This window comes from Nocardioides sp. B-3, assembly GCF_024703895.1.
In the GTDB taxonomy this organism is placed as follows: Bacteria; Actinomycetota; Actinomycetes; order Propionibacteriales; family Nocardioidaceae; genus Nocardioides.
Genome location: NZ_CP087968.1, coordinates 34,911 through 60,644, shown reverse-complemented (window position 1 = coordinate 60,644; position 25,734 = coordinate 34,911). Strand labels below are relative to the sequence as shown.

The window sequence follows — 25,734 nt, the reverse complement described above, 5'->3', positions numbered from 1 at the left end:
GGGTGCGGGCCTCGTTGGTGAGCGTGAGCTGGACGCGCGGACTGGCCGGCCGCGACGAGCTGTGGGGAGACGGCGCGGGTCAGCGCGAGGCGGTAGCGCGAGCGGCCGATCCACAAGGCGGCCAGCAGCGGGAGCGCGGTCACCAGCACGCCGACGCGGACCAGTGGTGACTGGCCGACGATGATCGCGCAGACGATCGTGGTGACCCCGGCAGCGAGGAACACCCGTCCGCGGACGGTCAGGCCGGCAAGGGCCTCACGCACGGCCGGCTTCGGGGACCGGCACCCCGGCCACGATCGCGTCCGGGATCGTGGTGGTGCTGCGACCGCTCATCGACGACTCGACGCTCGGCAGCAGCCGGTGGGCGAGCACGGGCCGGGCGAGCCCGTGCACGTCGTCGGGGAGCACGTAGTCGCGCCCGGCCATCGCCGCCACGGCCTTGGCCGCCCGCACGAGGTGCAGGGTCGCTCGCGGTGACGCACCGAGGTGCAGCTCGGTGGACTGACGGGTGGCCGTGATCAGCGCGACGGCATAGCGCTGGACGGCGGTCGAGACGTGGACCCGGCCGACGATCTCGGTCAGCTTGCGGATCTCACCGGCATCGGTGACCGCCTCGAGGTCGTCGAGCGGATTGACCGTGGTGTGCGAGTTGAGCATCGCGATCTCCGCGGCCTCGACCGGATAGCCGACGGAGACGCGCGCCATGAAGCGGTCGCGCTGGGCCTCGGGGAGGGCGTAGGTGCCCTCCATCTCGATCGGGTTCTGGGTGGCGATGACCATGAACGGCTTGTCGAGCATGTAGGTCGTGTTGTCGACGGTGACCTGACGCTCCTCCATGCACTCGAGCAGCGCCGACTGCGTCTTGGGGGAGGCCCGGTTGATCTCGTCGCCGACCACGATGTTGGCGAACACGCCGCCCGGCCGGAACTCGAACTCGCGGGTGTTCTGGTTGAACACCGAGACGCCGGTGACGTCGGAGGGCAGCAGGTCGGGCGTGAACTGGATGCGGCGCACGGTCGAGTCGATGCTGCGCGCGAGCGCCTTGGCCAGCTGGGTCTTGCCGACGCCCGGGACGTCCTCGATCAGGAGGTGACCCTCGGCCAGCAGCACCACGATGGCTGCCGACACCACGTCGGGCTTGCCCTCGATGACGCGCTCGATGTTGGACCGGACCCTGCCGACGACACGCGCGAGCGTGTCCAGATCGGCATCCCCTGCGAACGACGTACTCACGTGCTGCCCACTCCCTCGTCCCGACCCGTGTCACGGGTGCTGCGCCAACCGTATGACGTGCCCGCAACATACCGGCCGCGCTTTCCCCACCTTTCGCTCCATTTTCCCCCACCACTCCGCACCGATCGCCTTCACCAGCGCTCCACCGAGCCCGATTCGCGCCGATTCCGCGCTCAGCAGGCGGCGTACGCGCCCCTGGACCGAAACCCGCGAACGGCGCGCCACCACGCCCGATCGGGGGCAAAACGCCGAAAGCATGGTTGACGGTGGGGGGAAGTGGAGTAATGTGGTGCGAAGTGGAGGACAGGGTCGATCTGCCACACCGAGCGCGGGAGGTTCCGGATGTTCTTCGGCACCTACACGCCCAAGCTCGATGAGAAGGGCCGCCTCTTCCTCCCGGCGAAGTTCAGGGATCAGCTGACGGAAGGACTCGTGGTGACCAGAGGGCAGGAACGCTGCTTGACGGTCTGGGCCATGGCGGACTTCCGGGGGCATGACCGACCGGCTCCGTGAGGCACCGGTGACCAACAAGGGCGCTCGTGACTACGTCCGCATGCTCTTTGCCGCCGCCTCCCGGGAGGTTCCCGACAAGCAGGGCCGCATCTCCATCCCGGGATCACTGCGTGAGTACGCCTCGCTCACCAAGGACGTCGTCGTCATCGGCTCGATGAACCGCATCGAGATCTGGGACCCGACGGCCCGGGCGACCTACTCCGAGGAGCAGGAGCAGAAGTTCTCCGAGCTCAGCGAAGAGGTCTTCCCCGGCTTCTGACCAGCAGCACCAGCAGCACCGCAACACGGACAACTCAAGAACTGACGCACTCCGCAGCATCCGGTCTCGTGTCCGCTCCCTCTCGTCTTCCGACTCACCTTCCCCGGTGTCGGACGGCACTTCCCCGGGGGAGCGGGCAGGGACCAGATCCGGCGGCCCGTCAGTCAGCACACGTCAGCTCGAAAGCAACAACAATCAAGGTGGGGTCGAGTACATGAGCAGCACCGCAGTCACTCGCAGTGAGGCCGGCTTTCACGGCCGGCCACCGCGTGTGCGCGAGCAGGCTCGCGACGCCGTCACCTTGATGGTCTTCTCGGCCGCCATGTCGGCGGGACTGACCGCCGCGCTCTTCGTCCTCATGCACGTGGGCCGGTAGGGCGCAACCGATGAGCACTCCCAGCCACGCTCCGGTCCTCCTCGATCGGGTCGTCGCTCTCCTCGGCGCCTGCCCTCGCACACGAGGGCGCGGTCCTCGTCGACTGCACCCTCGGCCTCGGTGGCCACACCGAGGCCGTTCTCCAGCGGTGTGAGAACGCCCGGGTCATCGGCATCGACCGCGACACCGCCGCCCTCGAGCTCGCCGGCGAGCGGCTCCGTCCCTTCGGAGACCGGTTCGTCGGCGTGCACGCCGTCTATGACGAGATCGCCGAGGTGGTTGGCGACCGGGGCCTCGACCACGTCGACGCGGTGCTCTTCGACCTCGGTGTCTCCTCGATGCAGCTCGACGTGCGCGAGCGCGGTTTTGCGTACGCCGCGGACGCGCCGCTCGACATGCGCATGGACGGCACCACCGGACCCACCGCGGCCGACGTCCTCAACACGTACTCCGCCGCCGAGCTCACCCGCGTCCTGCGCGACTACGGCGAGGAGAAGTTCGCCAAGAAGATCGCCTACGCGATCGTGCGCCAGCGCGAGGTCGAGCCCTTCACCAACAGTGCCCGGCTGGTCGAGCTGCTCTACGCCGAGATCCCGGCACCGGCGCGACGGACCGGGGGACACCCGGGAAAGCGCACCTTCCGGGCCTTGCGCATGGAGGTCAACGACGAGCTGGCCGTGCTGCAGCGAGCGATGCCCGCCGCGATCGAGGTGATCGGCGTCGGCGGCCGCGTCGTCGTGGAGTCCTACCACTCCCTCGAGGACCGCCCGGTCAAGCGCGCCTTCACTGCGGCGTCGCGACTCGACGTACCCGAGGACCTGCCGTTCGTCCCCGAGGGCAGCGAGCCGCTGCTCAAGCTCGTCACGCGCGGCGCGGAGGTCGCCGACGAGCACGAGATCGAGCAGAACCCGCGAGCCGCCTCGGTGCGGCTGCGTGCCATCGGAACGAGTCCGCCCATCCCTTCCCCCACCCGGCGCAGCCGAGGAGCAACCCGATGAGCCTTCCCGCCGCCCGGGTCCGGAGCCGCGTCCCGCGCATCGCGAGCGCGGCCGTCGAGAAGGCCCGCCTCTCGGTCGTCCCGCGGGCCCGCACCCGGGCGCCGAAGGTGCCGTTCGTGACCCCGGGTCAGCCCGGGTGCTGATCAGCGGCGTGGTCGGGCTGCTGCTCTTCAACACCTCCATGACGCAGGCTTCCTTCGCCGCGACCGCGCTCGAGGAGCAGGCGACCAGCCCGGCCGCGCGGGAGCAGACGTTGCAGATGGAGCTCGAGGACCTGCGCAAGCCGGACCGGGTCGCCACCGAGGCGCAGGAGATGGGGATGGTGCCCCCGACGGCGCCGACCTTCCTGACCCTCGACGGCCGGGTGCTCGGCGAGAAGCTGCCCGCACTGCCGGAGAACAAGCTCGACCTCACCCCGCCGACCCCGATCAAGCCGAAGATCCCGGCGCCGGCCCCCACGATCGTGAAGGTGGTCGCGGAGCCGGAGCCGAACACCAAGGCCGACAAGCACGCGAAGAAGAGCGCCAAGGGCCACCACAAGAACAAGCAATCCCGCAAGCGTCGCTGACGGCGCGCTGCCCCGGCGGGGGCGGTCCTCACACCTAGTTTTGTGCTCACCACTCTGGACGGAGTTACGTTGCCCCACGAGACGACCAGCAGGATGGACTCGCGCCGCGGCGCACCGCAGTTCCGCCTGCGCTTCGGGCTGATCGTGATCGCCGTCGTGCTCTCGTTCTTCGGAGCACGACTGGTCCAGCTGCAGGGCATCGACCCCAATTCGTACGCCGCCATGGCGGCCGCCGAGAGCGTCGAGGAGGTCACCCTGCCGGCCGAGAGGGGCGACATCCTCGACCGCAACGGACTGCCGCTGGCCGACTCGATCCACGGCAAGATGGTCGTGGCCGATCCCTTCATGACCGCGGACGACGCCGCCGAGCTGGCCACAGTGCTCTCGGAGCGGCTCGACGTCGACTACTTCAAGACCCTCAGCCGGCTCCGCGAGGCGGACAGCCGCTTCGAGTACATCGCCCGGAGGGTGCCCAGCACCCTCGCCAACGACGTGCGCACCGAGCTGGTCGAGGCGGGCTACGAGGGCATCAGCCTGCGCGACGACCCGATCCGCGACTACCCCGCCGACGACGTCGCGGCCAACCTGCTCGGCTTCATGGGCACCGACGAGGCGCTGGGTGGCTTCGAGCGGACCTTCGACCGACAACTGTCGGGCACCGACGGCACGGCCCGCTTCCAGACCGGCGGCGGCAACCGGATCCCGCTCGGGGAGAACACGCTGGTGCCGGCGAAGAACGGCACCCCGCTGACGACCACGATCGACCTCGATCTGCAGTGGTACACCCAGCGGGTCCTGACCCAGACGCTGCGGCAGTACCGCGCCGAGAGCGGCGTCGCGATCGTCATGGACTCGCGCACCGGCGAGATCATGGCGCTGGCGGACGCACCGACCTTCAACGCCAACAAGCCGCTGGAGGCCGACAAGGACGACCTCGGCTCCCCGCGCGATCAACGACGCCTACGAGCCCGGCTCGGTGGAGAAGGTGCTGACGGCCGCGGCCCTGATCGACGCCGGCAAGGTCACGCCGCGCACCAAGCTCCGGATCCCGCCGTCCCCGGCCCGCCGGGACCGGGTGATCGGTGACTGGTTCGACCACGGCAACATCCGGCTGACGCTGGCCGGCGTCATCGCCCAGTCGTCCAACATCGGCACGGTGCTCGCGGCCGACGCGTTCACGCCGCTCGAGCTGGTCGGCTACCTGCAGAAGTTCGGGCTCGGCCAGCGCACCGACATCGGCATGCGCGGAGAGTCGCCCGGCATCCTCCAGCCCGGCGACGTGATGACGTCGCAGACCAAGGACCGCGTCGCGTTCCGGCCAGTCCGTGTCCGTCAACGCCGTCCAGATGGCGGCGGCCGTCAACACCATCGCCAACGGCGGCGTGCGCATCTCGCCGAGCATCATCAAGGGCTCCGCGACCACCGAGGACGGCACCGTCGTCGGCACCGACGTGGCCACCGAGTCGCGCGTCGTCAGCGAGAAGGCCGCGAAGCAGACCGCGAAGATGATGGAGCGTGTCGTCGACCCGGACGCCGGCGTCGCGCCCCGCGCCCGAGTCCCGGGCTACCTCGTCGCCGGCAAGACCGGCACCGCACAGCGCGTCGTGGACGGCGTCTACGGCGACTCGACGACCGTGTCCTTCGGCGGCTTCGCCCCCGCCGACGACCCGCGCTTCACCGTCTACGTCGTCCTGCACGCACCCAAGGTCGACGGTGGTGGTGGTTCGATCGCCGGCCCCGCGTTCTCGAAGATCATGGGTTACGCCCTCAGCCGCTACGGCGTCCCCCGACCGGCGGGAAGCCCTCGCGCCTTCCCGTCGAGTGGTGACCGAGCGATACCCTCCGCTCGTGCCGGGTGATCCCGAAATGCCTCCGGCCGCCCTGCCGGGTCGCCCCGGGTCGCCGACCGCGACCGAGCTCCGCGACCTCGCGGCGTGGCTCGAGACGCTGACGCCGCTGCGGGTCGTGGGCGCGATGGAGGCCGAGGTCACCGGCATCTCGCTGAGCTCCCAGCGCATCCAGCCGGGAGACCTGTACGCCGCACTGCCGGGCGCCCGTGCGCACGGAGCCGACTTCGCGGTGGCCGCCCCGGCGGCCGGCGCCGTGGGCGTGCTCACCGATCCGGCCGGCGCGGCACTGCTGCCGCCCGACACCGCGGCGATCGTCGTCGACCAGCCCCGGCGGGTGCTCGGCCGGTGGCGGCCCGGATCTACGGCGAGCCCGCGAGCGCGATGCAGATGATCGGCGTGACCGGCACCCGGGGCAAGACGACCACGACCCGACTGCTCGAGGACGGGCTCGAGTCCGTCGACATCACGGGCGCGGTCATCGGCACCGTCGGCACCCGCGTCGCAGGCACCGACATCAAGACCGCGCTGACCACGCCCGAGGCACCCGACCTGCACGGCCTCTTCGCCCTGATGCGCGAGCGCGGTGTCGAGGTCTGCGCGATGGAGGTCTCGTCCCACGCGCTCGTCCTCGGCCGCGTCGACGGTGTGGTCTTCGACGTCGCGACCTTCCTCAACCTCGGCCGCGACCACCTCGACTTCCACACCGACGTCGACGACTACTTCGCCGCGAAGGCATCCCTCTTCACGCCCGAGCGCGCCCGGCGGGGCCTGACCAACATCGACGACGAGTTCGGCCGCCGGCTCCTCGACGAGGCGACCATCCCGATGCAGACCTTCTCCACCCGCGGCCCGGCCGACTGGCAGGCCACCGACATCGAGCTCGCCGGCGACGGCGCGACCTTCACCGTCGTCGGTCCGGGCGGGCAGCGCCGCCCTGCCCGGGTGCCGGTCCCCGGTGCCTTCAACGTCTCCAACGCGCTCGCCGCCATCGCGTCCGCCGCGATGGCCGGCCTCGACGTCGCGCTCGTGGCCGACGGCATCGGCCGGGGTGGCGGAGTCCCGGGTCGTCTCGAGCAGGTCGACGCCGGCCGGGACTTCGTGCTGGTCGTCGACTACGCCCACAAGCCTGACGCCGTCGAGGCCGTGATCGCCACGCTCCGTCCGCTCACCGACGGTCGGGTCATCGTGGTCCTCGGCGCCGGCGGCGACCGTGATCCCGGCAAGCGACCGATCATGGGCGAGATCGCGGCCCGGCTCGCCGACGTCTTGATCGTGACCGACGACAACCCGCGCACCGAGGACCCGGCATCGATCCGCGCGGCCGTCCTCGCCGGCACCGTCGACGGTGTGGCCGAGGTGGTCGAGGTCGGCGATCGCCGTACGGCCATCGTCGAGGCCGCACGCCGAGCAGCGCCCGGCGACGTCGTGCTGATCGCCGGCAAGGGGCACGAGACGGGGCAGGAGATCCACGGCGAGGTGCACCCGTTCGACGACCGTGTCGTCGCCCGCGAAGCGGTGGCCACCCGATGATCCCGATGACCCTCGCCGAGATCGCCGACGTCGTCGGCGGCACCACCCACGGTGACGCGACCGTGACGGGCGGGGCGTTCATCGACACCCGCACACCCGAGCAGGGCGGCCTGTTCGTCGCCCCGGCGGGGAGCGCGTCGACGGCCACGACTTCGCCGAGCAGGCGATCGCCGCCGGTGCGGTGGCGGTGCTGGGCAGTCGGCCGACGGGTGTGCCGACCGTGGTGGTCGATGACGTGGTCACGGCCCCGGGTGGCCCGGGCGCGACACGTGCACGACTCGCTGGCCGACACGACGACGTACGCACTGACGGGCTCGCAGGGAAAGACCGGCACCAAGGACTACCCGGCCGCGATCCTCGAGGGAGACGGGCCGACGATCGCCACGCGGGGCAACTTCAACAACGAGATCGGCGTGCCGCTCACCGTGCTGCGTGCCGGTCGCGAGACCATGCACCTCGTCGTCGAGATGGGCGCGCGCGGAGTCGGCCACATCGCCCACCTGTGCCGCATCGCCCCGCCCGACGTCGCGGCCGTCGTCAACGTCGGCACCGCCCACATCGGCGAGTTCGGCAGCCGGGAGGCGATCGCCGAGGCCAAGGGCGAGATCGTCGAGGCGTTGACCGCAGACGGGACCGCGGTGCTCAACGCCACCGATCCGCTGGTCGCGGCGATGGCGCCGCGCACGATCGGCACCGTGGTCGACTTCGGCGACGGCGGCGCCGTCAGCGCCACCGAGGTCTTCACCGACGACCTCGGGAGGCCCTCGTTCGACCTGCAGTGGCGGGGAGCGGCGCGACCGTGCACCTCGCCCAGCTCGGGATGCACCAGATCGAGAACGCCCTCGCGGCGGCCGCGATGGCGCTCGCCCGGGGCCTCGACCTCGATGCCGTCGCCGACGGGCTGACCGACGCGCGACCGCCGTCCGAGTGGCGGATGGAGCTGCACGACCGCGTGGACGGCGCCGCCGTCATCAACGACGCCTACAACGCCAACCCCGAGTCGATGGCCGCGGCGCTGTCCCTCCTGCGCGGCATCCGTGGGCAGGCGGGACGACGCACGATCGCGGTGCTGGGGGAGATGTTCGAGCTCGGCGACGGCGCCGTCAGCGCCCACCGGCAGGTGGGTGCCGCTGCTGCGGCGGCGGACGTCGACGTACTCCTGACCATCGGTGAGATGGCAGCGCACATGGCGGCCGCCGCGACCGAGCAGGGAGCCTGGCGCGGTGAGGCAATTGTCACGGCGGGGCGCGGCGAGGCGATCGACTGGTTGCGGCAGAATGTGGCGGCTGGCGATGTCGTCCCGGTGAAGGCATCACGAGGCGCGGCGCTCGAGCTGGTCGCCGAAGCGCTCCTCGACCCACCGTTGGACGACACAACCGCAGAAGGGAGCAGCACCCGATGAGAGCAATCCTGCTCGGTGGTGGACTGTCCCTGCTGATCTCGCTGATCGGCACCCGCTACGCGATCGTGGTGCTCGCGCGCCGTGGCTACGGCCGGGAGATCCGCGACGACGGACCGACCACGCACCACACCAAGCGCGGCACGCCGACCATGGGCGGCCCGGTCATCATCCCGGCGACCGTGGTCAGCTATCTCACCGCCAAGCTGATCACGATGCAGATGCCGTCGGCGTCGGCGATGCTGCTGCTCTTCCTCTTCGTCGGGCTCGGCACGGTCGGCTTCCTCGACGACTTCATCAAGATCAGTCGCCAGCGCAGCCTCGGACTGCGGAGCCGGGCCAAGATCATCGGCCAGACCGTGATCGCGATCAGCTTCGGCATCCTCGCGCTCTCGCCGGCGCTCGCCGACGACCGTGGCGAGACGCCGGCCTCCCACCACCTCTCCTTCATCCGCGACTTCGACTCCCGGGCGTTGCCCACCGTCCCGGTCGTGCTGCTCATCTGGGTGGTCGTCACCGGCACCAGCAACGCGGTCAACCTCACCGACGGCCTCGACGGCCTCGCGACGGGCTGCTGCATCCCGGTGTTCGCGGCCTACACGCTGGTCAACATCTGGCAGAACAGCCAGTCGTGCGCTCTCCCCGGGGCCCACCTGCTACACCGTCCGCGACCCCCTCGACCCGGCGGTCGTGAGCGCCGCGATCACCGGTGCCTGCTTCGGCTTCCTGTGGTGGAACGCCTCGCCCGCGCAGATCTTCATGGGCGACACCGGCTCGCTCTCCCTCGGTGGCGCCCTCGCCGGCCCGGGCGATCCTGACCCGCACCGAGATGCTGCTGATCATCCCGGGCGGGCTCTTCGTCGCCGTGACCCTGTCGGTGATGATCCGGGTGAGCTGGTTCAAGGCGACCCGGCGCTTCACCGGCACCGGGAAGCGAATCTTCCGGATGACGCCGTTGCACCACCACTTCGAGATGCTCGGCTGGGAGCAGGTCACGGTCGTGATCCGCTTCTGGATCCTCACCGGTCTCTGCGTGGCCACCGGGCTCGGGATCTTCTACGCCGAATGGGTCGCCGGCATCGGATGAATCACCCCGTCAATCTCGACTCCCCGGGTCGCCACACCCCCGGGACGGCGTGCGCGCGGTCGTCGCCGGCTTCGGCGTCTCCGGCTTCGCGGCAGCCGACAGCCTGCTCTTCCTCGGCGCCGGTGTGACCGCCCTCGACGAGACCAGCACCCCCGAGAAGGCCGAGAAGGCCGAGCTTCTCGAGACGCTCGGCGCGACCGTCCGGCTCGAGCAGGGCGCCACCGACACGCTGCCCGACGACGTCGACGTGCTCGTCACGTCACCGGGGTGGAAGCCGTCCGCGCCGTTGCTCGCCCGGGCCTCCGCCCGCGGCATCCCGATCTGGGGCGAGATCGAGCTCGCGTGGCGACTCCGCGACCCCGAGCACGCCGCACCTCGGCTGGCCGTCACCGGCACCAACGGCAAGACCACCACCGTGCAGATGCTCGACTCGATCCTGCGGGCCGCGGGCCCTGCAGCGCGGCCGTCGGCAATGTCGGCCGCCCGGTCGTCGAGGCGGTCATGGACCCCGATCCCTACGACGTCTTCGCGGTCGAGCTCTCCAGCTTCCAGCTGCACTACACGCAGTCGATGAGCGCCGAGTCCGCGGTGGTGCTCAACTTCGCCGAGGACCACCTCGACTGGTACGACGGACCCGACGCCATGGCCGACTACGCCGCCGACAAGGGGCGCATCTACGAGCGCGTGCAGCGCGGCCGTCTACAACGTGGCTGACCCCGAGACCGAGCGCCTCGTGGTGGAGGCCGACGTCGTCGAGGGCGCCCGGGCGATCGGCTTCACGCTCGGCATGCCCTCGGTCGGCATGGTGGGCATCGTCGAGGACTTCCTCGCCGACCGGGCCTTCATCGAGCAGCGCGCCAGCACCGCCGCCGAGCTCTGCACGATCGCCGACCTCGCCTCGCCCGCCCCGCACTTCGTCGCCAACGCGCTGGCCGCGGCGGCGCTGGCCCGATCGCACGGGGTCTCGCAGGAGGCCGTCCGCGAAGGGCTGCGCTCGTTCAAGCCCGACGGCCACCGCATCGCCCACGTCGCCGAGGCCGACGGCGTCACCCGGGTCGACGACAGCAAGGCCACCAACCCGCACGCCGCCATGAGCTCGCTGCAGGCATACGAGTCCGTGGTCTGGGTCGCGGGCGGGCTCGCCAAGGGCGCCCACTTCGACGACCTCGTGCAGTCGGTCCGGGGGCGGCTGCGCGGCGCCGTACTCCTCGGTCGGGACCGCCGTGTGATCGCCGACGCGCTTTCGCGACACGCGCCCGATGTGCCCGTCATCGAGATCGGCGACGGGGAGACTGGATCACTGATGGATCGCGTCGTCGACGCGGCCGCACAGTTCGCCCGCCCGGGCGACACCGTGCTGCTCGCGCCGGGATGTGCCTCCATGGACATGTTTGCCAACTACGGCGCCCGCGGGGACGAGTTCGCCGCCGCGGTGCAACGCCGGCTGACCGGAGACTGACGAGGAAGGGGAGCCGATGGCCACCGTGACCCCGACCCCCAGCTCTACCGCCGCTCCCGCAGCCGACGAGGTCGTCCATCGCCCGTTCGGCTCCTCCATCCGGGGCTCGGTGGGAGCGCTGCGCGCCGCCCTCGACCGCCCGCTGTCGTCCTACTACCTGCTGCTCGGTGCATCGGCGCTGCTGCTGTCGATCGGCCTGATCATGGTGCTGAGCGCGTCCAGCGTCTACAGCTACCGCTACCTCGACGACTCCTACGCCGTGGTGAAGCGGCAGCTGTTGTGGGTGGCGATCGGGGTGCCCGCCGCCTTCGTCGCCTCCCGGCTGCCCGTCAAGCACCTGCGGCGTCTGGCCTACCCCGGCTTCCTCACCGCACTGGTGCTGCTGATCGCGGTGGCACGCTTCGGGGTGCTGATCAACGGCAACAAGAACTGGCTCTCGCTGGGACCCGTCGCGATCCAGCCGGCCGAGATCGCCAAGCTCGCGATCATCCTGTGGGCCTCGCACATCTACGCCCACAAGGACCGGCGGCTCGGCGAGCTGCACCACATCATGGTGCCCGTCGTGCCGGGCATGGTGATGGTCATCGGACTCGTCGTCCTCGGCAACGACCTCGGCACCGCCCCCGGTGCTCTTCGCCATCCTGCTCGCGATGCTGTGGGTCGTCGGCGCACCGGCCCGCTTCTTCGCCCCGGCGATGCTGGGCATCGGAGCGCTGGCCCTGTTCATGGCGACGACCAACTCCGAGCGACTCGAGCGGCTGACCAACTTCGTCGACCCGTTCAAGGACTACCACGACGCGGGCTGGCAGCCTGCCCACGGCCTCTACGCCCTCTCGACAGGCGGCTGGTTCGGTCAGGGCATCGGCGGCTCCAACCAGAAGTGGGGAGACCTGCCGGAGGCTCACACCGACTTCATCTTCGCCGTGCTCGGTGAGGAGCTCGGTCTTGTCGGCACGCTGCTGGTGGTGGGCCTGTTCTTCACGATCGCCTATGCCGGACTCCGGATCGCGATGCGGACCTCCGACCCGTTCGTGCGCTACATGGCCTTCGGCATCGTCGTGTGGCTGCTGGGCCAGATGATCATCAACGTCGGGATGGTCCTTGCCGTGCTGCCCGTCATCGGCATCCCGCTGCCGCTCGTGTCCTACGGCGGATCGGCCCCGGTCCCGTCCTTGGTGGCGCTCGGTCTGCTGATCGGCTTCGCCCGCCGCGAGCCCGAAGCCGCCCGCGCCCTCGCCGCCCGCAAGCGCAACCGCTCGGCGGGGCTGTCGGCCGGCCGCTAGATTTCCCCTGACATGCGCATCCTTCTCGCCGGCGGTGGCTCCGCCGGACACACCTCGCCCCTGATCGCCACGGCAGACGCCCTGCGTCGCCTCGACCCGAGCATCGAGATCACCTGTCTCGGCACCCGTGAAGGGCTCGAGGCCGGGCTGATCCCCGAGGCCGGACTGCCCCCGGAGTTCGTGCCCCGCGTGCCGTTGCCGCGGCGTCCCGGCGCCGACCTGATGCGCGTTCCCGGTCGCCTCCGGTCTGCGCGCAAGGCCGCGCTCGACGTGGTCGACCGGGTGCGTCCCGACGTGATCGTCGGGTTCGGCGGCTACGTCTCGGTCCCGGCCTACCTCGCCGCTCGCTCGCGCAAGCTGCCGCTGGTGGTGCACGAGGGCAACGCGATCCCCGGCGTCGCCAACAAGCTGGGCGCCCGCCTGACCCGACACGTGGCCACCAGCTTCCCCGGCACCGCGCTGCCGCACGCGACCCACGTCGGGCTGCCGGTCCGCCGGATGATCTCGACCCTCGACCGGGCCGCCCTGCGGGCCGAGGCGCTCGCCCACTTCGGGCTCGCCGCCGACCGGCCGACCCTGCTCGTGACCGGTGGCTCCCGGGGCGCCGCTCGCATCAACGCCGCGATCTCGCAGTCCGCGCCGTCCCCGGCCGACGCAGGCGTCCGGGTCCTCCACGTGGTCGGCCCCAAGCACACCGTCGAGCCGCCCGCGGGCGCCGGCACCTATGTCATCGAGCAGTACGTCGACCGGATGGACCTCGCCTATGCCGCGGCCGACGCCGTGCTGTGCCGGGCCGGGAGCAACACCGTCACCGAGGTCTCCGGCGTGGGCCTGCCCGCGGTCTACGTCCCGCTCCCGATCGGCAACGGCGAGCAGGAGCTCAACGCGCGCGCGGTCATCGACGCCGGTGGCGGGCTGCTCGTCGCCGACGCCGCCCTCACCCCCGAGTGGGTGGCGGCCACGCTGCCCGGACTGCTCACCGACCGGGCCCGCCTCGACGCCATGGGCGCGGCGGCGGCCGGCGTGATCCCGCTCGACGCCGACGAGAAGCTGGCGCGGATGATCCCGGGGGCGACCCGATGAGGATCCCCGTCCCCGACGTGCTGCTCCCCGCCGACCAGCTCGGGCGGGTGCACTTCATCGGCATCGGCGGCGCCGGTCTGTCGGCCATCGCCCGGATCATGGCCAAGCGCGGCGTGTCCGTGACCGGCAGCGACAACGCCGACACTCCCTTCCTGCCGTCGCTGCGCGAGCTCGGCGTGCCGTGTCACCTCGGCTACGCCCCGGAGCACCTCGGTGACGCCGACACCGTCGTGGTCACCACGGCCGCCCGCGAGGACAACCCCGAGGTGCTCGAGGCCCAGCGCCGCGGCTTGCGGGTGCTGCCCCGGTCCGCCGGACTCGCCGCGGTGATGGCGGGCCAGCGCGTGCTCGCGGTGGCCGGCACGCACGGCAAGACGTCGGCATCCAGCCTGCTCGCCGCCGCACTCCGGCACGCGGGCGCCGATCCGGCCTACGCCATCGGCGGCCTGCTCTCGTCGACCGGCCTCAACGCCGACGCCGGCTCCGACGAGCTCTTCGTGGCCGAGGCCGACGAGAGCGACGGCGCCTTCCTCGTCTACTCACCTCATGCCGCGATCGTCACCAACATCGAGGCCGACCACCTCGACCAGTGGGGGACCGAGGCGGCCTACCGCGCCGCGTTCACCGAGTTCGTCGGCCGCATCGACGCCGACGGACTGCTCGTGACCTGGGCCGACTCCGACGCCACCCGCGAGCTGGCCGAGACCGCCCGCGCCGCCGGGCTGCGGGTGCTCACCTACGGCCGCTCGGCCGATGCCGACCTCACCCCCGGCCGACCTCGGGGTCGACCTGCTCGTGCCCGGAGAGCACAACGTCATGAACGCCCTCGGCGCGCTCGCCCTCGGCACCGCCCCCGGGGTTCGACGCCGATGCGTTGCGCGCCGGCCCGGCGACGTACGCCGGGACGGCCCGCCGGATGGAGCTCAAGGGCACGGTCGACGGTGTGCGCGTCTACGACAGCTATGCCCACCACCAGACCGAGATCGCCGGCGACCTGCAGGCCGCCCGGTCGGTGGCCGGATCGGGGCGGGTCATCGCTGCCTTCCAGCCGCACCTCGTCTCCCGCACGAAGGCCCTCGGCGCGCTGATGGGCGAGGCACTCGGCGCCGCCGACGAGGTCGTCGTGCTCGACGTCTACCTCGCCCGCGAGGACGCAGACCCGGCCGTCACCGGACGCCCGGTCGCCGACGCCGTACCCCTGCCGTCCGAGCGGGTCCACTTCGAGCCCGACTTCGATGCCGTGCCGGCCGAGCTGGTGCGCCGCGCGCGCCCCGGCGACGTGATCCTGACCCCGGGAGCGGGCAGCGTCACCCAGCTGGCAGCGCCCGTCCCGGCGCTTCTCCGGGAGCGCGATGCCTGACACCACGACCCGCGAGGCCCGCGCCGAGCTCCGCACGCGCCAGCGCTTCGCCCGTCGTCAGTGGGCACGCCGCTGGATGAGGTGGAAGTACGCCGTCGCGTCGGTCCTCCTCGTCGCGCTGGTCGTGACAGCCGGCTGGCTGGTGTTCTTCTCGGCCGCGCTCTCGGTCTCCAAGGTCGAGGTCGCCGGCAACGAGCTGCTCTCCGAGCAGAAGGTGCTGCGGATCGCTGCCGTGCCCGAGGGGGAGCAGCTGGCCTTCGTCGACCTCGACGACGCCGCCCGCCGGGTCGCCACGCTCTCGGAGGTCAAGGACGTCGACGTCACCCGGGCCCGGCCGGACGGCGTCCTGATCACCGTCACGGAGCGCACCGCGGTCGCGGTGGTCGAGCTGGCCGGCAAGATCCGCGGCCTCGACGCCGAGGGCATCGTCTTCCGTGACTACAAGGCCGCGCCGCTCGGCCTGCCGCGCGTGCGCCCGACCACCACGGCCGGCACCGACGCGCTCAAGGAGGCGGCCGGTGTCGTCTCAGCGTTGCCGGACGACCTGGCTGCCCGCGTCGACCACGTCGAGGTGAAGACCATCGACCAGATCACGCTCGTGCTGCGCGACGGTCGGCAGGTGCTGTGGGGGAGCGCGGAGGAGAGCGAGCTCAAGGCCACCGTGCTGGTGACGCTGCTGCAGAACCGGGACGCCAAGGTCTACGACGTCAGCGTCCCCGCCAGCCCGGTCACCGGGCCGACGCTGTAGAAAACTTTCGCTGCCGGCGTGGTGGCGGCGTGTCGTCCCGGAGGTGGCCGGATCGATCTGCCTACAGTCATGTCCAACGCGAGGTTGACATAACTATAACCCTCAGGTGGACCGTTAGGGTTCGCCGGCTCCGAGGGCAAGGACATGTCAACCGGACGACTTCCCCCGAAAACCCTGATTCGACCCCCATTCACGAGAGGCCTGCAGCCATGGCAGCAGCACAGAACTACCCGGCGATCATCAAGGTCGTGGGTATCGGTGGAGGCGGCGTCAACGCCGTGAACCGCATGATCGACGTCGGCCTCAAGGGTGTCGAGTTCATCGCGATCAACACCGACGCCCGAGGCCCTGCTCATGAGTGACGCCGACGTCAAGCTCGACATCGGCCGCGACCTGACCCGCGGCCTCGGTGCCGGCGCCAACCCCGAGGTGGGCGCCAAGGCCGCCGAGGACCACGCCGACGAGATCGAAGAGGTCATCAAGGGCGCCGACATGGTGTTCGTGACCGCAGGCGAGGGCGGCGGCACCGGCACCGGTGGTGCTCCGGTCGTTGCCCGGATCGCCCGCTCGCTCGGTGCGCTGACCATCGGTGTGGTGACGCGCCCGTTCGCCTTCGAGGGCCGCCGTCGCGCCAACTCCGCGGAGGAGGGCATCAGCCAGCTCCGCGAAGAGGTCGACACCCTCATCGTCATCCCCAACGACCGGCTGCTCTCGATCAGCGACCGCAACGTCTCGGTGCTCGACGCCTTCAAGCAGGCCGACCGGGTGCTGCTGCAGGGTGTCTCCGGCATCACCGACCTGATCACGACGCCGGGCCTGATCAACCTCGACTTCGCCGACGTGAAGTCCGTGATGGCCAACGCCGGCTCCGCCCTGATGGGCATCGGCTCGGCTCGCGGTGAGGACCGCGCCGTACAAGCCGCCGAGCAGGCCGTCTCGTCCCCGCTGCTCGAGGCGTCCATCGAGGGTGCGCACGGTGTGCTGCTCTCGATCGCCGGTGGCTCCGACCTCGGCCTCTTCGAGATCAACGAGGCCGCCGCCCCGGTGTCGCAGTCTGCGCACGCCGAGGCCAACATCATCTTCGGCGCCACCATCGACGACGCGCTCGGCGACGAGGTGCGGGTGACCGTGATCGCGGCCGGGTTCGACGGCGGTATGCCGAAGCGCCGCACCGAGGGCAACGTCCTGCGCCCCAGCGTGCCGGTGCAGACCCGGGCCGAGACCCGCGCCGCCGCCGAGGCGGTGGCCGCGAGCCGGTCCACGACGCCCGACTCCGTCGTGGGTCGCACGACGCCGAGCCCCGCGCCCGCCCAGCCGACGATCCAGCCCTCGACCCCGGCCGCCGCGCCGAGGCCGAGCCGCTCGGTGCAGTTCGACGACGACGAGCTCGACGTGCCGGACTTCCTGAAGTAGGTGTTCGTCTTCCGCGACACGCTGGAGGCCACGTCGACCACGTCCCGGGTCGACGTGGCCTTCACCGATTCCTCTCTCGACGTGGGGGAGGGGTCGGACACCGACGTCCGCAGACTCGACGAGGCGTTGACAGCGCTCGGCGAAGCCTGTGGCGCCCGGGTGGTTCGGATGCACCCGGGTGCACGGAGCCGATGTCGCCACGGTCTCCGATCTCGACGGGTCGCCGCAGCAGGCCGATGCCTTGGTCACCACCCAGACCGGCGTCGCACTCGTCACGCGTGCGGCCGACTGTGTCCCGGTGCTGCTGGCCGACGCCACGACGGGAGTGATCGCCGCCGTGCACAGCGGTCGGCCCGGACTCGTGGCCGGCGTCGTGCCCGCGGCCGTCGCGCGCATGCGCACGCTCGGCGCCACCGACATCACCGCTCGGGTCGGACCGCACGTGTGCGGGCGTTGCTACGAAGTGCCCGAGTCGATGCGCGCGGAGGTGGCAGCGCTCGTTCCCGAGTCGTTCGCCGAGACGTCCCGGGGTACGCCCTCGCTCGACATCGGCGCTGGTGTCCGTGCCCAGCTCGCCGCCGAGGGGATCGCGTTCACGTCGGTCGACCGGTGCACGCGCGAGGATCCCGACCTTCATTCCTACCGCCGCGACGGCGCCGCCGCCGGTCGCCCGGCCGGCGTCATCTGGCTCTCCGCTCCGGACGTCATGGGAACTGATCGTTCTGAACGAGCAGATCTCATGACGCAACGCAGCGAGGAGCTGGCGGCCAACCTCATCGCCGTACGCCGCCGCATCGATGCCGCATGCGAGGCGGCCGGGCGAGATGCGGACGACGTGGCGCTGACCGTGGTCACGAAGAACTTCGGGGTCTCCGACGTGCGGATACTGGCCGACCTCGGCGTGCGCGACGTGGGGGAGAACCGTCATCAGGAGGCCGCGGCCAAGGCAGCCGAGTGTGGCGACCTGCCCCTGCGCTGGCACTTCATCGGTGGTCTGCAGAGCAACAAGGCCGCGGCGGTCGCCTCCTACGCCGATGTCGTCGAGTCGCTGGACCGGCCCAAGCTCGTCGGTGGACTGCAACGGGGTGCGCACGAGCGCGGCCACGGCGTCGACGTACTCCTGCAGGTCAGTCTCGATCCGCCCGGCGCCGAGCACCGCGCTGGTGCGGAGCCCTCCGACCTGTCCGCGCTGGCGGCGGCCGTCGAGGACTCCGGGTCGCTGCGGCTGTGCGGGCTGATGGCCGTGGCGCCGCTGGGCGAGGAACCCGATGCCGCCTTCCGCCGGCTGGCCGCGATCCGTGCGGAGTTCATGGCGGAGCACCCGGGGGCGACCGACCTCTCCGCCGGAATGAGCCGGGACACGGAGGCTGCGATCAAGCACGGCGCGACACGCGTGCGTGTCGGCTCCGCGGTCCTCGGTCCGAGGCCCTCGGTCCAGTAATGTCGCGAACAGACGTACACAACTCGCGAGCACGCCCACGTGCCGCGGCAACCGGAGGACCACTGTCATGAGCGGCGCAATGCGCAAGATCGGCGAGTACCTCGGCCTGCTCGAGGACTCCGGTCAGTACGACGAGTTGGACGGCGACTACGAGACCAGCCAGCACGACGCGGTGGACGAGCGTCCCGCGCCGGCTGCGCGCGAGCGTCGTCCCGCCCCCGTTTCCGACCTCTCCGAGCGCCGGCGTCCGGCCTCGGTCTCTCCTGGAGTAGTTGCCGAGTTGAGCCGCATCACCACCCTGCACCCGCGCAACTACAACGAGGCCCGCCTCGTCGGGGAGAACTACCGCGACGGCACCCCCGTCATCATGAACCTCTCCGAGATGGACGACAACGACGCCAAGCGTCTCGTCGACTTCGCGGCCGGCCTGATTTTTGCGACGCGTGGCAGCATCGAGCGCGTGACCAACAAGGTCTTCCTGCTCTCCCCGCCCAACGTCTCGGTGTCGACCGAGGACAAGGAGCGGATCGCGGAGAACGGCTTCTTCAACCAGAGCTGAGTGCGCGTGCAAGTTGTCGGACTGATCCTGTACGTCGCCGTCTGGATCTTCATCGCGTTGTTGTGGATCCGCTTCATCGTCGACTGGGTCCAGTGTTCGCCCGAAGCTGGTCCCCCGCGGCGCGCTCCCCGGTGGTCCTGGAAGTCGTCTACTCCGTGACGGACCCGCCGATCAAGGCCCTGCGCCGGGTGATTCCGCCCCTGCGCATCGGGAACTTCACGCTGGATCTCAGCTTCCTGATCGTGATGGTGGCCGCCTACTTGCTTCTCCGCGTGATAGCCATGACGCTGATCAACAGCACTTGATCAGAACCACCAGTCACACGGGTCACTGACGCGGCACCTGCTGCGGGGTCTAGTGTGTGTGGTTGCACCGGACTTTGTGTGCACCGTGTTTTCATCTCTATCAACAGTTCGCCGACGTGAAAGTTTGGGTGAGGTCATGCCGCTGACGCCTGAGGACGTGAGTAACAAGCGTTTTACTCCTGTCCGTCTCCGTGAGGGCTACGACATGGGAGAGGTCGACCAGTTCCTCGACGAGGTCGAGGCCGAGCTCGCCGGGCTGACCAAGGAGAACGAGGACCTCCGGTCCAAGCTCTCGGCGGCCCAGTCCGGTGCCTCGACGCCGACTCCCGCACCCGCTCCGGTGCCTGCCCCCGTGGTCGCGCCCGAGCCGGTCAAGGAGGAGAAGCCGGTGCCGGCTCCTGCTCCCGCACCCGTGCCGGTTGCTGCTGCCGCTCCCGTCGGCGGCGTCGAGACCATCCGCGTCGAGACGGTGCCGCAGGCGTCCAACGCCGCGGCCCGCCTGCTCGAGCTCGCCACCCGCAATGCCGACGAGCTCGTCGAAGAGGCCAAGAACGAGGCCGACAAGGTCGTGGGCGCTGCCCGCACCAAGGCCGAGCGTCTGGAGGCCGAGTCGAAGTCCAAGTCCGACCGCCTCGAGGCCGACGCCCGCCAGCGTTCGCAGATGCTCGACTCCGAGACCGCCGAGCGTCGCCAGCAGATGTTCGGCGAGCTCGAGAAGGAGCGTGACAAGCTCAACGCGGAGGTCGAGACGCTGCGCTCGTTCGAGCGCGAATACCGCTCGCGCCTCAAGACCTACTTCACCCAGCAGCTCGAGTCGCTGCAGGGCACGTCCTCGGTGGCCGACATGCCCACCGGCGATGCTCCCGCGCCGAAGCGCCTGCGCTCGATCCTGGGCGAAGAAGAGGGCTGATCAGCCCCCGCGCAGCACGCACGACACGAACGTCGAGAAACGGCCGGTCCCCACGCGGGGCCGGCCGTTCTCACCCCCATGGGCGAGCCGTTTGGAGCAGTGCTCCGCCAGCGACTACCCTCCTGCCACGTATGTGGCTCAGCCCACACGACTGATGGCCCACAAGGAGGCCCCTTCCATGGCACGCAGCACTCGCAAGTCCCTCGCCGGAACCGCTGCTGCAGCGGCCAAGAAGGTGATCGGTCGACGCGGCGCGGCCAAGACCGCGGCGGCCGCGGAGCCCGCCACGAAGGCGGCGCCCGCGAAGAAGGCCGCGCCGGCCAAGAAGGCGCCCGCCAAGAAGGCCGCCCCGGCTGCGGAAGAAGGCGGCGCCGACCAAGAAGGCTGCGCCCGCTGCGAAGAAGGCCGCTCCCGCGAAGAAGGCCGCCCCGGCTGCGAAGAAGGCCGCTGCCGCGAAGAAGGCCGCCCCAACCAAGAAGGCTCCCGCGAAGACCGTGGCCAAGAAGGTCGCGCCCGCCAAGGCGGTGGCGACTGCCCCGGTGGCCAAGACGCCGGCAAAGAGGACGCCCGCCAAGAAGGCGGCCCCCGCGGCCACCGGGGCGCCGGCGAAGAAGACGACCAAGAAGGCGCCCATCTCCTCCCTCGCGGTGAAGGAGGGTGAGGGTGCCCGGACCGACGCGGACGTCAAGGAGGTCCTCACCGAGCTCCACTCCCAGCGGGACAAGCTCGTGCACCTGATCGAGGATGCCGAGCACGACCTGCAGGGCCTGATGCGCGACGCCGGTGACGGTGCCGGCCACGACCGGAGCCGACATGGGCGCGACCAGCTTCGAGCGTGACCACGAGCTGACGGTCGTCAACAACGAGCGCGACATGGTGGCCCAGATCGACCGCGCCCCGGGCCGCATCCACGACGGCACCTACGGCGTCTGCGAGTCCTGCGGTCAGCCCATCGGCAAGATGCGACTGATGGCTTTCCCGCGTGCCACACTGTGCATGTCATGCAAGCAGCGCGAGGAGCGTCGCTGATTCCCAGCGACACGGGTCCGGTCTCAGTGGACTCCCGACCTCGTCGCACGTGGTGGCTCTTCGCGCTGGTCGGCGTTGCGGCCTACGCCCTCGACATCGGCACCAAGCAGTGGGCGCTCTCGGCGCTCGAGGATCGCGACATCAAGGTCGTCGGCGACCTGCTCGTCCTGCACCTGACGCACAACCCCGGTGCGGCGTTCAGCACCGGCACCGAGTTCACCGTCGCGCTGAGCTGCCCGGCGATCGCGGCCGTCAGCGTCGTGCTCGTGCTCAGCCTCCGGCTGGCCAGCCCGCTGTGGTCCCCCGGGCCTGGGCCTGCTCATCGGCGGTGTCGGCGGCAACCTCACCGACCGGATCATCCGTGACCCCGGCGTGCTGCGTGGCCATGTCATCGACTGGCTGATGCTGCCCAACTGGCCGGTCTTCAACGTCGCCGACATGTGCATCATCGGCGCCGCGATCGTGATCATCCTCCAGAGCCTGCGCGGTGTGACCCTGCGCGGCGAGCGCATCTCGGACAACACCGACGAGAGCAACGCATGAGTGCATACGAAGACCACCGGACCGTGCTGGTGCCGGAGGGCCTCGCGGGCGAGCGCGTCGACGCCGCGATGGCCCGGATGTTCGGCTTCTCCCGCACCAAGGCGGCCGACCTCATCACCCGGGGGCCTCGTGCAGGTCGACTCGGCCGCCGTCGGCAAGAGCGACCGGGTGCACGCCGGCGCGATGCTGGACGTGACGATCCCCGCGGAGAGCGACCCGCTGGAGGTCCGGCCCGAGATCGTCGAGGGCATCAAGATCATCCACGACGACGACGCCATCGTGGTGATCGACAAGCCGGTCGGAGTCGCCGTCCACCCGTCGCCCGGCTGGTCCGGTCCGACGGTCGTCGGCCACCTCGCCGGCGCCGGCTTCCGCATCTCCACCTCGGGCGCCAAGGAGCGCGAGGGCATCGTCCAGCGCCTCGACGTCGGCACCTCGGGCGTGATGGTGATCGCGAAGTCCGAGCACTCCTACTCCGTGCTGAAGAACGCCTTCCGGCATCGCACGGTCGACAAGACCTACCACGCACTCGTGCAGGGTCATCCCGACCCGCTCAGCGGCACGGTCGACGCACCCATCGCCCGGCACCCGAAGTTCGACTACAAGTTCGCGGTGATGGCCGACGGCCGCCACAGCGTCACCCACTACGAGACGCTCGAGGCCCACCGCTTCGCCTCGCTGCTCGAGATCCACCTCGAGACCGGCCGCACGCACCAGATCCGCGTGCACATGGCGGCGCTCAAGCACCCGTGCGTCGGCGACATCACCTACGGCGCCGATCCCACGCTGACCAAGCGCGTCGGGCTCGAGCGGCAGTGGCTGCACGCGTTGAAGCTCGGCTTCGAGCACCCCGACAGCGGCGACTACGTCGAATACCAGTCGACCTACCCCGATGACCCGGCCCACGCCCTCGAGGTCATCCGAGATGAGCACTGACGCGTCGATCAGGCTGGCCGAGCAGGCCGACCTGCCAGCGGTCGCCGAGGTCTACCTCGCGGCCCGCGCCGCGGCCGCGATACCGCCCGGCATCCACCCGCCAGACGCCGTACGCGCCCGGGTCGGCGGCTGGGACCCTTCGGAGCGCGACGTCTGGGTGGCGGAGTCCGGCGGCTCGATCGTGGGCTTCGCCAACCTGACCCCGACCCGGCTCGACGGCCTGTACGTCGACCCCGGTGCCCAGCGAGGGGGCATCGGCTCGACCCTCGTCGAGCTCGCCAAGTCCGTCCGCCCCGAGGGCTTCGGGCTGTGGGTCTTCGAGATCAACGAGCCGGGCGCGCGTTCTACCGCCGTCATGGCTTCGTGGAGCTCGAGCGCACCGACGGCACGGCCAACGAGGAGCACGCGCCCGACCTGAAGATGGTCTGGCCGGGGGGAGACCCACTGGCCTACTTCCGCTCGCTCATCGATGACGTGGACCTCGTGCTGGGCGATGTCCTCGCTCGGCGCGCGGCCCTGACCCGCGCCGTTCGCGACCACAAGCGCGCGGCCTCAGCGGTGGCAGATCCGGCCCGTGACGCCGAGCGCGAGCGGGAGATCGTGGAGCGCGTGGCCCGGATCGCGCCCGAGCTCGGTCCCGAGCGGGTGGCGCGGATCGTGCACACGGTGATCAGCGAGTCACTGGACGCCTCGAAGTGAGCGTCCTCCTGCACCTCAACGGGGCGCCGGGGGTGGGCAAGTCGACGGTCGCGGAGCGGCTGGTCGCATCCCGGCCGGGGTGGCTCAACTGCGACATCGACGTCCTGCGCACGCTGTTGGGCGGGTGGCGAGACGACTTCGTCGGTGCCGGCGCCCGGGCGCGACCGCTGGCCGGGGAGATGATGGCGGCCCAGCTCGCCACGGGTCGCGGCGTCGTGCTGCCTCAGCTGATCATGGAGGACCGCGAGCTGGCTCAGTTCAGGTCGCTGGCCACGGTGTGCGGAGTGCCCTACGTGCACGTGTTCCTCGAGGCGAGTGACGCCGAGCTGGCGATGCGCTGGCAGCGCCGGTCCGACCAGCCGTGGGTGGCCGCGTCCCAGCGGATCCTCCGATCCCCGGGCGGCAACGACGCCGTCCTGATGGCCGGTGCCCGGCCCGTGAGCTGGCCGTCGTGGACCGCGCGGTGTTCGTGCGATCGGACCGGGGGCGCATCGACGTGGCCGTCGAGCAGATCGCCAACCTGCTGCCCTAACGTTGCGCGCATGGAGCTCGACGGGGACATCGCCGACCGCTACCGCGACTTCGCGGCGTACGCCGAAGGCGACTCGGCATGTTTCGTGGACTGGGCGCACGGGGTGGCCGACGACCCGGAGGTCCACGTCTGGCTGGCCGGACTGCCGCGCCTCAAGCAGCAGCCCAACCTCGTCTTCGCCGCGGCCCGGTGGCACGGTGCGGTGGCCCCCGAGCGACTACGCCGAGCTGAAGCGGACGCTGCTCGAGCGCGAGTTGCAGATCAAGGCGACGCTCGGCGAGCGCGCGACGCAGACCAACGAGGTCGGCCGGCTCGCGACCCCGGTGCCGGTGCTCGCACAGGTGGCCGCGTCGCACGGACCGCTGAGCCTGATCGAGGTGGGCGCCAGCGCCGGGCTGTGCCTGTATCCCGACCGCTACGACTACGCCACGGCCGCCCGTCGGCGAGCTCACCGGTTCCGGGGGACCGGTGCTCACGGCTGAGGCCACCGGAGACCTGCCGGTCCCGGGCAGCCACCCCGCGATCGCCCGGCGTGGAGGTGCGGACCTCAACCCCCTCGACGTACGCGACGACGACGCGATGGCGTGGCTGGCCAACCCTGGTGTGGCCCGAGCAGCAGGAACGACGGGACCGGCTCGAGCGGGCCGTCCGGATCGCGCGCGAGGAGCCGCCGAGCATCGTCAAGGGAGACCTCTTCGACGCGCTGCCCGGTCTGCTGGCCGAGGCGGGCCGGCACGGGACGCCGGTCGTGTTCCACAGCGCGGTGATCGCCTACCTCGAGGTGGCGGAGCGAGAGCGCTTCCACGAGCTGATGACCGGCCTCGTGGCGGCGGGGAGTGCCGCTGGGTGAGCAACGAGGCGCCGCACGTCCTGTCGGCCGTGACCGGCGACCTGAGCGTGCCCGTGGGACGGTTCGTGCTGGCCCCTGGACGGCTCCCGCGGTGGCGCTCACACACGGCCACGGACACGCGATCCAGTGGCTGTGACGGCACCCCGAGTGTCTTGTCGGTGGGCCCTGCAAGACTGACGTAGGCTGGCGCTCTTCCCCATCTGCCGCCCCGAAATACACACGGGGCACCCTCGATTCGCGTCCCGTTTCTCGACCCCCGGAAGGTGTGGAAGACCGACTCATGTCTGCCGGTTCAGGAGACAACTTCGCGCACCTGCACGTCCACACCGAATACTCCATGCTGGACGGCGCGGCCCGGTTGAAGGACCTCGCCGAGCGCACCGCCGAGCTGGGCATGCCGGCGGTGGCGATGACCGACCACGGCAACGTGTTCGGTGCCTACGAGTTCTACCGCCAGTGCAAGGCCGCCGGGGTGAAGCCGATCATCGGCATGGAGGCCTACTTCACGCCCAACATCAGCCGGTTCGAGCGCAAGCGCGTCAACTTCTACAAGGGCGGGCCCGACGACGTCTCGAGTCGCGGCGCCTACACCCACATGACGCTGCTCAGCGAGACCACCGAGGGCATGCACAACCTGTTCCGGATCTCGACCGGGGCCCGGCGTGACGGCTTCTTCCAGCACCCGCGCGCCGACCGCGAGCTGCTCTCGCAGCACAGTGCCGGCATCATCGGCACCACCGGCTGCCCCAGCGGTGAGATCCGAGTCCACCT

At 70.8% G+C, this 25,734-nt stretch carries 29 protein-coding genes and 12 pseudogenes; 40 read left to right on the top strand and 1 reads right to left on the bottom strand.

Features of this window, described 5'->3' with window-relative positions:
* Positions 1-23 precede the first annotated feature (23 nt).
* Positions 24-170 (top strand): hypothetical protein, encoded by a 147-nt coding sequence (locus LP418_RS00410; RefSeq protein WP_257954826.1) that lies wholly within the window; start codon positions 24-26, stop codon positions 168-170.
* Positions 171-255: 85 nt separating this feature from the next.
* Here the strand turns inward: LP418_RS00410 and LP418_RS00405 are convergent, their stop codons facing one another.
* On the bottom strand, positions 256-1,233 hold the full coding sequence (locus LP418_RS00405) for an AAA family ATPase (RefSeq protein WP_257954825.1): 978 nt from the start codon (positions 1,231-1,233) through the stop codon (positions 256-258).
* Positions 1,234-1,575: 342 nt separating this feature from the next.
* On the opposite strand from LP418_RS00405, the gene LP418_RS30080 reads away from it, so the two are divergent.
* From LP418_RS30080 to LP418_RS31965, 39 genes and pseudogenes are all read left to right on the top strand, one after another.
* Positions 1,576-1,746 (top strand): division/cell wall cluster transcriptional repressor MraZ, encoded by a 171-nt coding sequence (locus LP418_RS30080; protein WP_336275868.1) that lies wholly within the window; start codon positions 1,576-1,578, stop codon positions 1,744-1,746.
* 7 nt (positions 1,747-1,753) lie between these two features.
* Positions 1,754-2,005 carry a division/cell wall cluster transcriptional repressor MraZ gene (locus LP418_RS30075; protein ID WP_336275867.1) on the top strand — a complete coding sequence of 84 codons (252 nt, stop codon included), beginning with the start codon at positions 1,754-1,756 and terminating at the stop codon, positions 2,003-2,005.
* Between the two features lie 214 nt (positions 2,006-2,219).
* Positions 2,220-2,381, top strand: a complete 162-nt coding sequence (locus LP418_RS00395; protein WP_257954824.1) for a hypothetical protein — start codon at positions 2,220-2,222, stop codon at positions 2,379-2,381.
* A gap of 10 nt (positions 2,382-2,391) precedes the next feature.
* A pseudogene (gene rsmH / locus LP418_RS00390) lies at positions 2,392-3,379 on the top strand (16S rRNA (cytosine(1402)-N(4))-methyltransferase RsmH).
* Complete coding sequence (locus tag LP418_RS00385; protein ID WP_257954823.1) at positions 3,376-3,522, top strand: hypothetical protein; 147 nt, start codon at positions 3,376-3,378, stop codon at positions 3,520-3,522. Before rsmH ends, LP418_RS00385 begins: the two are co-directional and overlap by 4 nt.
* The gene (locus LP418_RS00380) at positions 3,516-3,947 is read left to right on the top strand and encodes a hypothetical protein (RefSeq protein ID WP_257954822.1); all 432 of its coding nucleotides are present in this window, start codon (positions 3,516-3,518) and stop codon (positions 3,945-3,947) included. The genes LP418_RS00385 and LP418_RS00380 overlap by 7 nt, the downstream gene beginning before the upstream one ends.
* Before the next feature lie 93 nt (positions 3,948-4,040).
* On the top strand, positions 4,041-5,033 hold the full coding sequence (locus LP418_RS00375; RefSeq protein ID WP_257954821.1) for a hypothetical protein: 993 nt from the start codon (positions 4,041-4,043) through the stop codon (positions 5,031-5,033).
* Positions 4,924-5,169: pseudogene (locus LP418_RS00370) on the top strand (penicillin-binding transpeptidase domain-containing protein); the annotation flags it as partial. The gene LP418_RS00375 and the pseudogene LP418_RS00370, both read left to right, overlap by 110 nt.
* Positions 5,170-5,272: 103 nt before the next feature.
* Entirely contained in the window at positions 5,273-5,806 is a 534-nt protein-coding gene (locus LP418_RS00365; RefSeq protein ID WP_257954820.1) for a penicillin-binding transpeptidase domain-containing protein, read from the top strand.
* Between the two features lie 115 nt (positions 5,807-5,921).
* Positions 5,922-7,327, top strand: a pseudogene (locus tag LP418_RS00355) (UDP-N-acetylmuramoyl-L-alanyl-D-glutamate--2,6-diaminopimelate ligase).
* Positions 7,328-7,557: 230 nt separating this feature from the next.
* Positions 7,558-8,232 (top strand): Mur ligase family protein, encoded by a 675-nt coding sequence (locus LP418_RS00350; RefSeq protein WP_257957251.1) that lies wholly within the window; start codon positions 7,558-7,560, stop codon positions 8,230-8,232.
* Complete coding sequence (locus LP418_RS00345) at positions 8,148-8,729, top strand: glutamate ligase domain-containing protein (RefSeq protein ID WP_257954817.1); 582 nt, start codon at positions 8,148-8,150, stop codon at positions 8,727-8,729. The genes LP418_RS00350 and LP418_RS00345 overlap by 85 nt, the downstream gene beginning before the upstream one ends.
* A pseudogene (gene mraY, locus LP418_RS00340) lies at positions 8,726-9,813 on the top strand (phospho-N-acetylmuramoyl-pentapeptide-transferase). Before LP418_RS00345 ends, mraY begins: the two are co-directional and overlap by 4 nt.
* Before the next feature lie 49 nt (positions 9,814-9,862).
* A pseudogene (murD, locus tag LP418_RS00335) lies at positions 9,863-11,272 on the top strand (UDP-N-acetylmuramoyl-L-alanine--D-glutamate ligase).
* Between the two features lie 16 nt (positions 11,273-11,288).
* Positions 11,289-11,834 (top strand): annotated as a pseudogene (locus LP418_RS00330) (FtsW/RodA/SpoVE family cell cycle protein); the annotation flags it as partial.
* A gap of 88 nt (positions 11,835-11,922) precedes the next feature.
* Positions 11,923-12,555 (top strand): FtsW/RodA/SpoVE family cell cycle protein, encoded by a 633-nt coding sequence (locus tag LP418_RS00325; RefSeq protein WP_257954816.1) that lies wholly within the window; start codon positions 11,923-11,925, stop codon positions 12,553-12,555.
* A gap of 12 nt (positions 12,556-12,567) precedes the next feature.
* Positions 12,568-13,638: a UDP-N-acetylglucosamine--N-acetylmuramyl-(pentapeptide) pyrophosphoryl-undecaprenol N-acetylglucosamine transferase gene (locus LP418_RS00320; protein ID WP_257954815.1), complete on the top strand. Its 1,071-nt coding sequence runs from the start codon at positions 12,568-12,570 to the stop codon at positions 13,636-13,638.
* A pseudogene (locus LP418_RS00315) lies at positions 13,635-14,339 on the top strand (Mur ligase domain-containing protein); the annotation flags it as partial. The gene LP418_RS00320 and the pseudogene LP418_RS00315, both read left to right, overlap by 4 nt.
* A 215-nt stretch (positions 14,340-14,554) precedes the next feature.
* Positions 14,555-14,998 carry a glutamate ligase domain-containing protein gene (locus tag LP418_RS00310; protein ID WP_257954814.1) on the top strand — a complete coding sequence of 148 codons (444 nt, stop codon included), beginning with the start codon at positions 14,555-14,557 and terminating at the stop codon, positions 14,996-14,998.
* The gene (locus LP418_RS00305) at positions 14,991-15,746 is read left to right on the top strand and encodes a cell division protein FtsQ/DivIB (protein ID WP_257954813.1); all 756 of its coding nucleotides are present in this window, start codon (positions 14,991-14,993) and stop codon (positions 15,744-15,746) included. Before LP418_RS00310 ends, LP418_RS00305 begins: the two co-directional genes overlap by 8 nt.
* Positions 15,747-15,955: 209 nt before the next feature.
* Positions 15,956-16,902, top strand: a pseudogene (gene ftsZ / locus LP418_RS00300) (cell division protein FtsZ); the annotation flags it as partial.
* Positions 16,903-17,337: 435 nt separating this feature from the next.
* Positions 17,338-18,600 (top strand): YggS family pyridoxal phosphate-dependent enzyme, encoded by a 1,263-nt coding sequence (locus LP418_RS30070; protein ID WP_336275866.1) that lies wholly within the window; start codon positions 17,338-17,340, stop codon positions 18,598-18,600.
* 67 nt (positions 18,601-18,667) lie between these two features.
* Positions 18,668-19,159 (top strand): cell division protein SepF, encoded by a 492-nt coding sequence (locus LP418_RS00285; RefSeq protein ID WP_257954812.1) that lies wholly within the window; start codon positions 18,668-18,670, stop codon positions 19,157-19,159.
* Between the two features lie 131 nt (positions 19,160-19,290).
* Positions 19,291-19,464, top strand: coding sequence for a YggT family protein (locus LP418_RS00280; RefSeq protein ID WP_257954811.1), 174 nt, complete (start codon positions 19,291-19,293; stop codon positions 19,462-19,464).
* 136 nt (positions 19,465-19,600) lie between these two features.
* Positions 19,601-20,374 (top strand): DivIVA domain-containing protein, encoded by a 774-nt coding sequence (locus LP418_RS00275; protein ID WP_257954810.1) that lies wholly within the window; start codon positions 19,601-19,603, stop codon positions 20,372-20,374.
* A gap of 178 nt (positions 20,375-20,552) precedes the next feature.
* Positions 20,553-21,035, top strand: a complete 483-nt coding sequence (locus tag LP418_RS00270; RefSeq protein WP_257954809.1) for a hypothetical protein — start codon at positions 20,553-20,555, stop codon at positions 21,033-21,035.
* Positions 21,022-21,213 carry a hypothetical protein gene (locus LP418_RS00265; protein ID WP_257954808.1) on the top strand — a complete coding sequence of 64 codons (192 nt, stop codon included), beginning with the start codon at positions 21,022-21,024 and terminating at the stop codon, positions 21,211-21,213. Before LP418_RS00270 ends, LP418_RS00265 begins: the two co-directional genes overlap by 14 nt.
* The gene (locus tag LP418_RS00260; RefSeq protein WP_257954807.1) at positions 21,188-21,403 is read left to right on the top strand and encodes a TraR/DksA family transcriptional regulator; all 216 of its coding nucleotides are present in this window, start codon (positions 21,188-21,190) and stop codon (positions 21,401-21,403) included. Before LP418_RS00265 ends, LP418_RS00260 begins: the two co-directional genes overlap by 26 nt.
* 26 nt (positions 21,404-21,429) lie before the next feature.
* Complete coding sequence (locus LP418_RS00255; protein WP_257954806.1) at positions 21,430-21,768, top strand: signal peptidase II; 339 nt, start codon at positions 21,430-21,432, stop codon at positions 21,766-21,768.
* Positions 21,713-21,946: a signal peptidase II gene (locus LP418_RS00250; protein ID WP_336276159.1), complete on the top strand. Its 234-nt coding sequence runs from the start codon at positions 21,713-21,715 to the stop codon at positions 21,944-21,946. The genes LP418_RS00255 and LP418_RS00250 overlap by 56 nt, the downstream gene beginning before the upstream one ends.
* Positions 21,943-22,882 (top strand): annotated as a pseudogene (locus LP418_RS00245) (RluA family pseudouridine synthase). Before LP418_RS00250 ends, LP418_RS00245 begins: the two are co-directional and overlap by 4 nt.
* Positions 22,872-23,300 (top strand): GNAT family N-acetyltransferase, encoded by a 429-nt coding sequence (locus LP418_RS00240; RefSeq protein WP_257954805.1) that lies wholly within the window; start codon positions 22,872-22,874, stop codon positions 23,298-23,300. Before LP418_RS00245 ends, LP418_RS00240 begins: the two are co-directional and overlap by 11 nt.
* Positions 23,246-23,581: a chorismate mutase gene (locus LP418_RS00235; RefSeq protein WP_257954804.1), complete on the top strand. Its 336-nt coding sequence runs from the start codon at positions 23,246-23,248 to the stop codon at positions 23,579-23,581. The genes LP418_RS00240 and LP418_RS00235 overlap by 55 nt, the downstream gene beginning before the upstream one ends.
* A pseudogene (locus tag LP418_RS31990) lies at positions 23,578-23,928 on the top strand (AAA family ATPase); the annotation flags it as partial. The gene LP418_RS00235 and the pseudogene LP418_RS31990, both read left to right, overlap by 4 nt.
* A 14-nt stretch (positions 23,929-23,942) precedes the next feature.
* On the top strand, positions 23,943-24,113 hold the full coding sequence (locus LP418_RS31985) for a hypothetical protein (RefSeq protein WP_442940070.1): 171 nt from the start codon (positions 23,943-23,945) through the stop codon (positions 24,111-24,113).
* 197 nt (positions 24,114-24,310) lie between these two features.
* The gene (locus tag LP418_RS31980; protein WP_442940069.1) at positions 24,311-24,595 is read left to right on the top strand and encodes a DUF2332 family protein; all 285 of its coding nucleotides are present in this window, start codon (positions 24,311-24,313) and stop codon (positions 24,593-24,595) included.
* Positions 24,582-24,647: pseudogene (locus tag LP418_RS31975) on the top strand (hypothetical protein); the annotation flags it as partial. The gene LP418_RS31980 and the pseudogene LP418_RS31975, both read left to right, overlap by 14 nt.
* Positions 24,646-24,963 (top strand): DUF2332 family protein, encoded by a 318-nt coding sequence (locus LP418_RS31970; protein WP_442940349.1) that lies wholly within the window; start codon positions 24,646-24,648, stop codon positions 24,961-24,963. The pseudogene LP418_RS31975 and the gene LP418_RS31970, both read left to right, overlap by 2 nt.
* A gap of 280 nt (positions 24,964-25,243) precedes the next feature.
* A pseudogene (locus LP418_RS31965) lies at positions 25,244-25,720 on the top strand (PHP domain-containing protein); the annotation flags it as partial.
* Positions 25,721-25,734 lie beyond the last annotated feature (14 nt).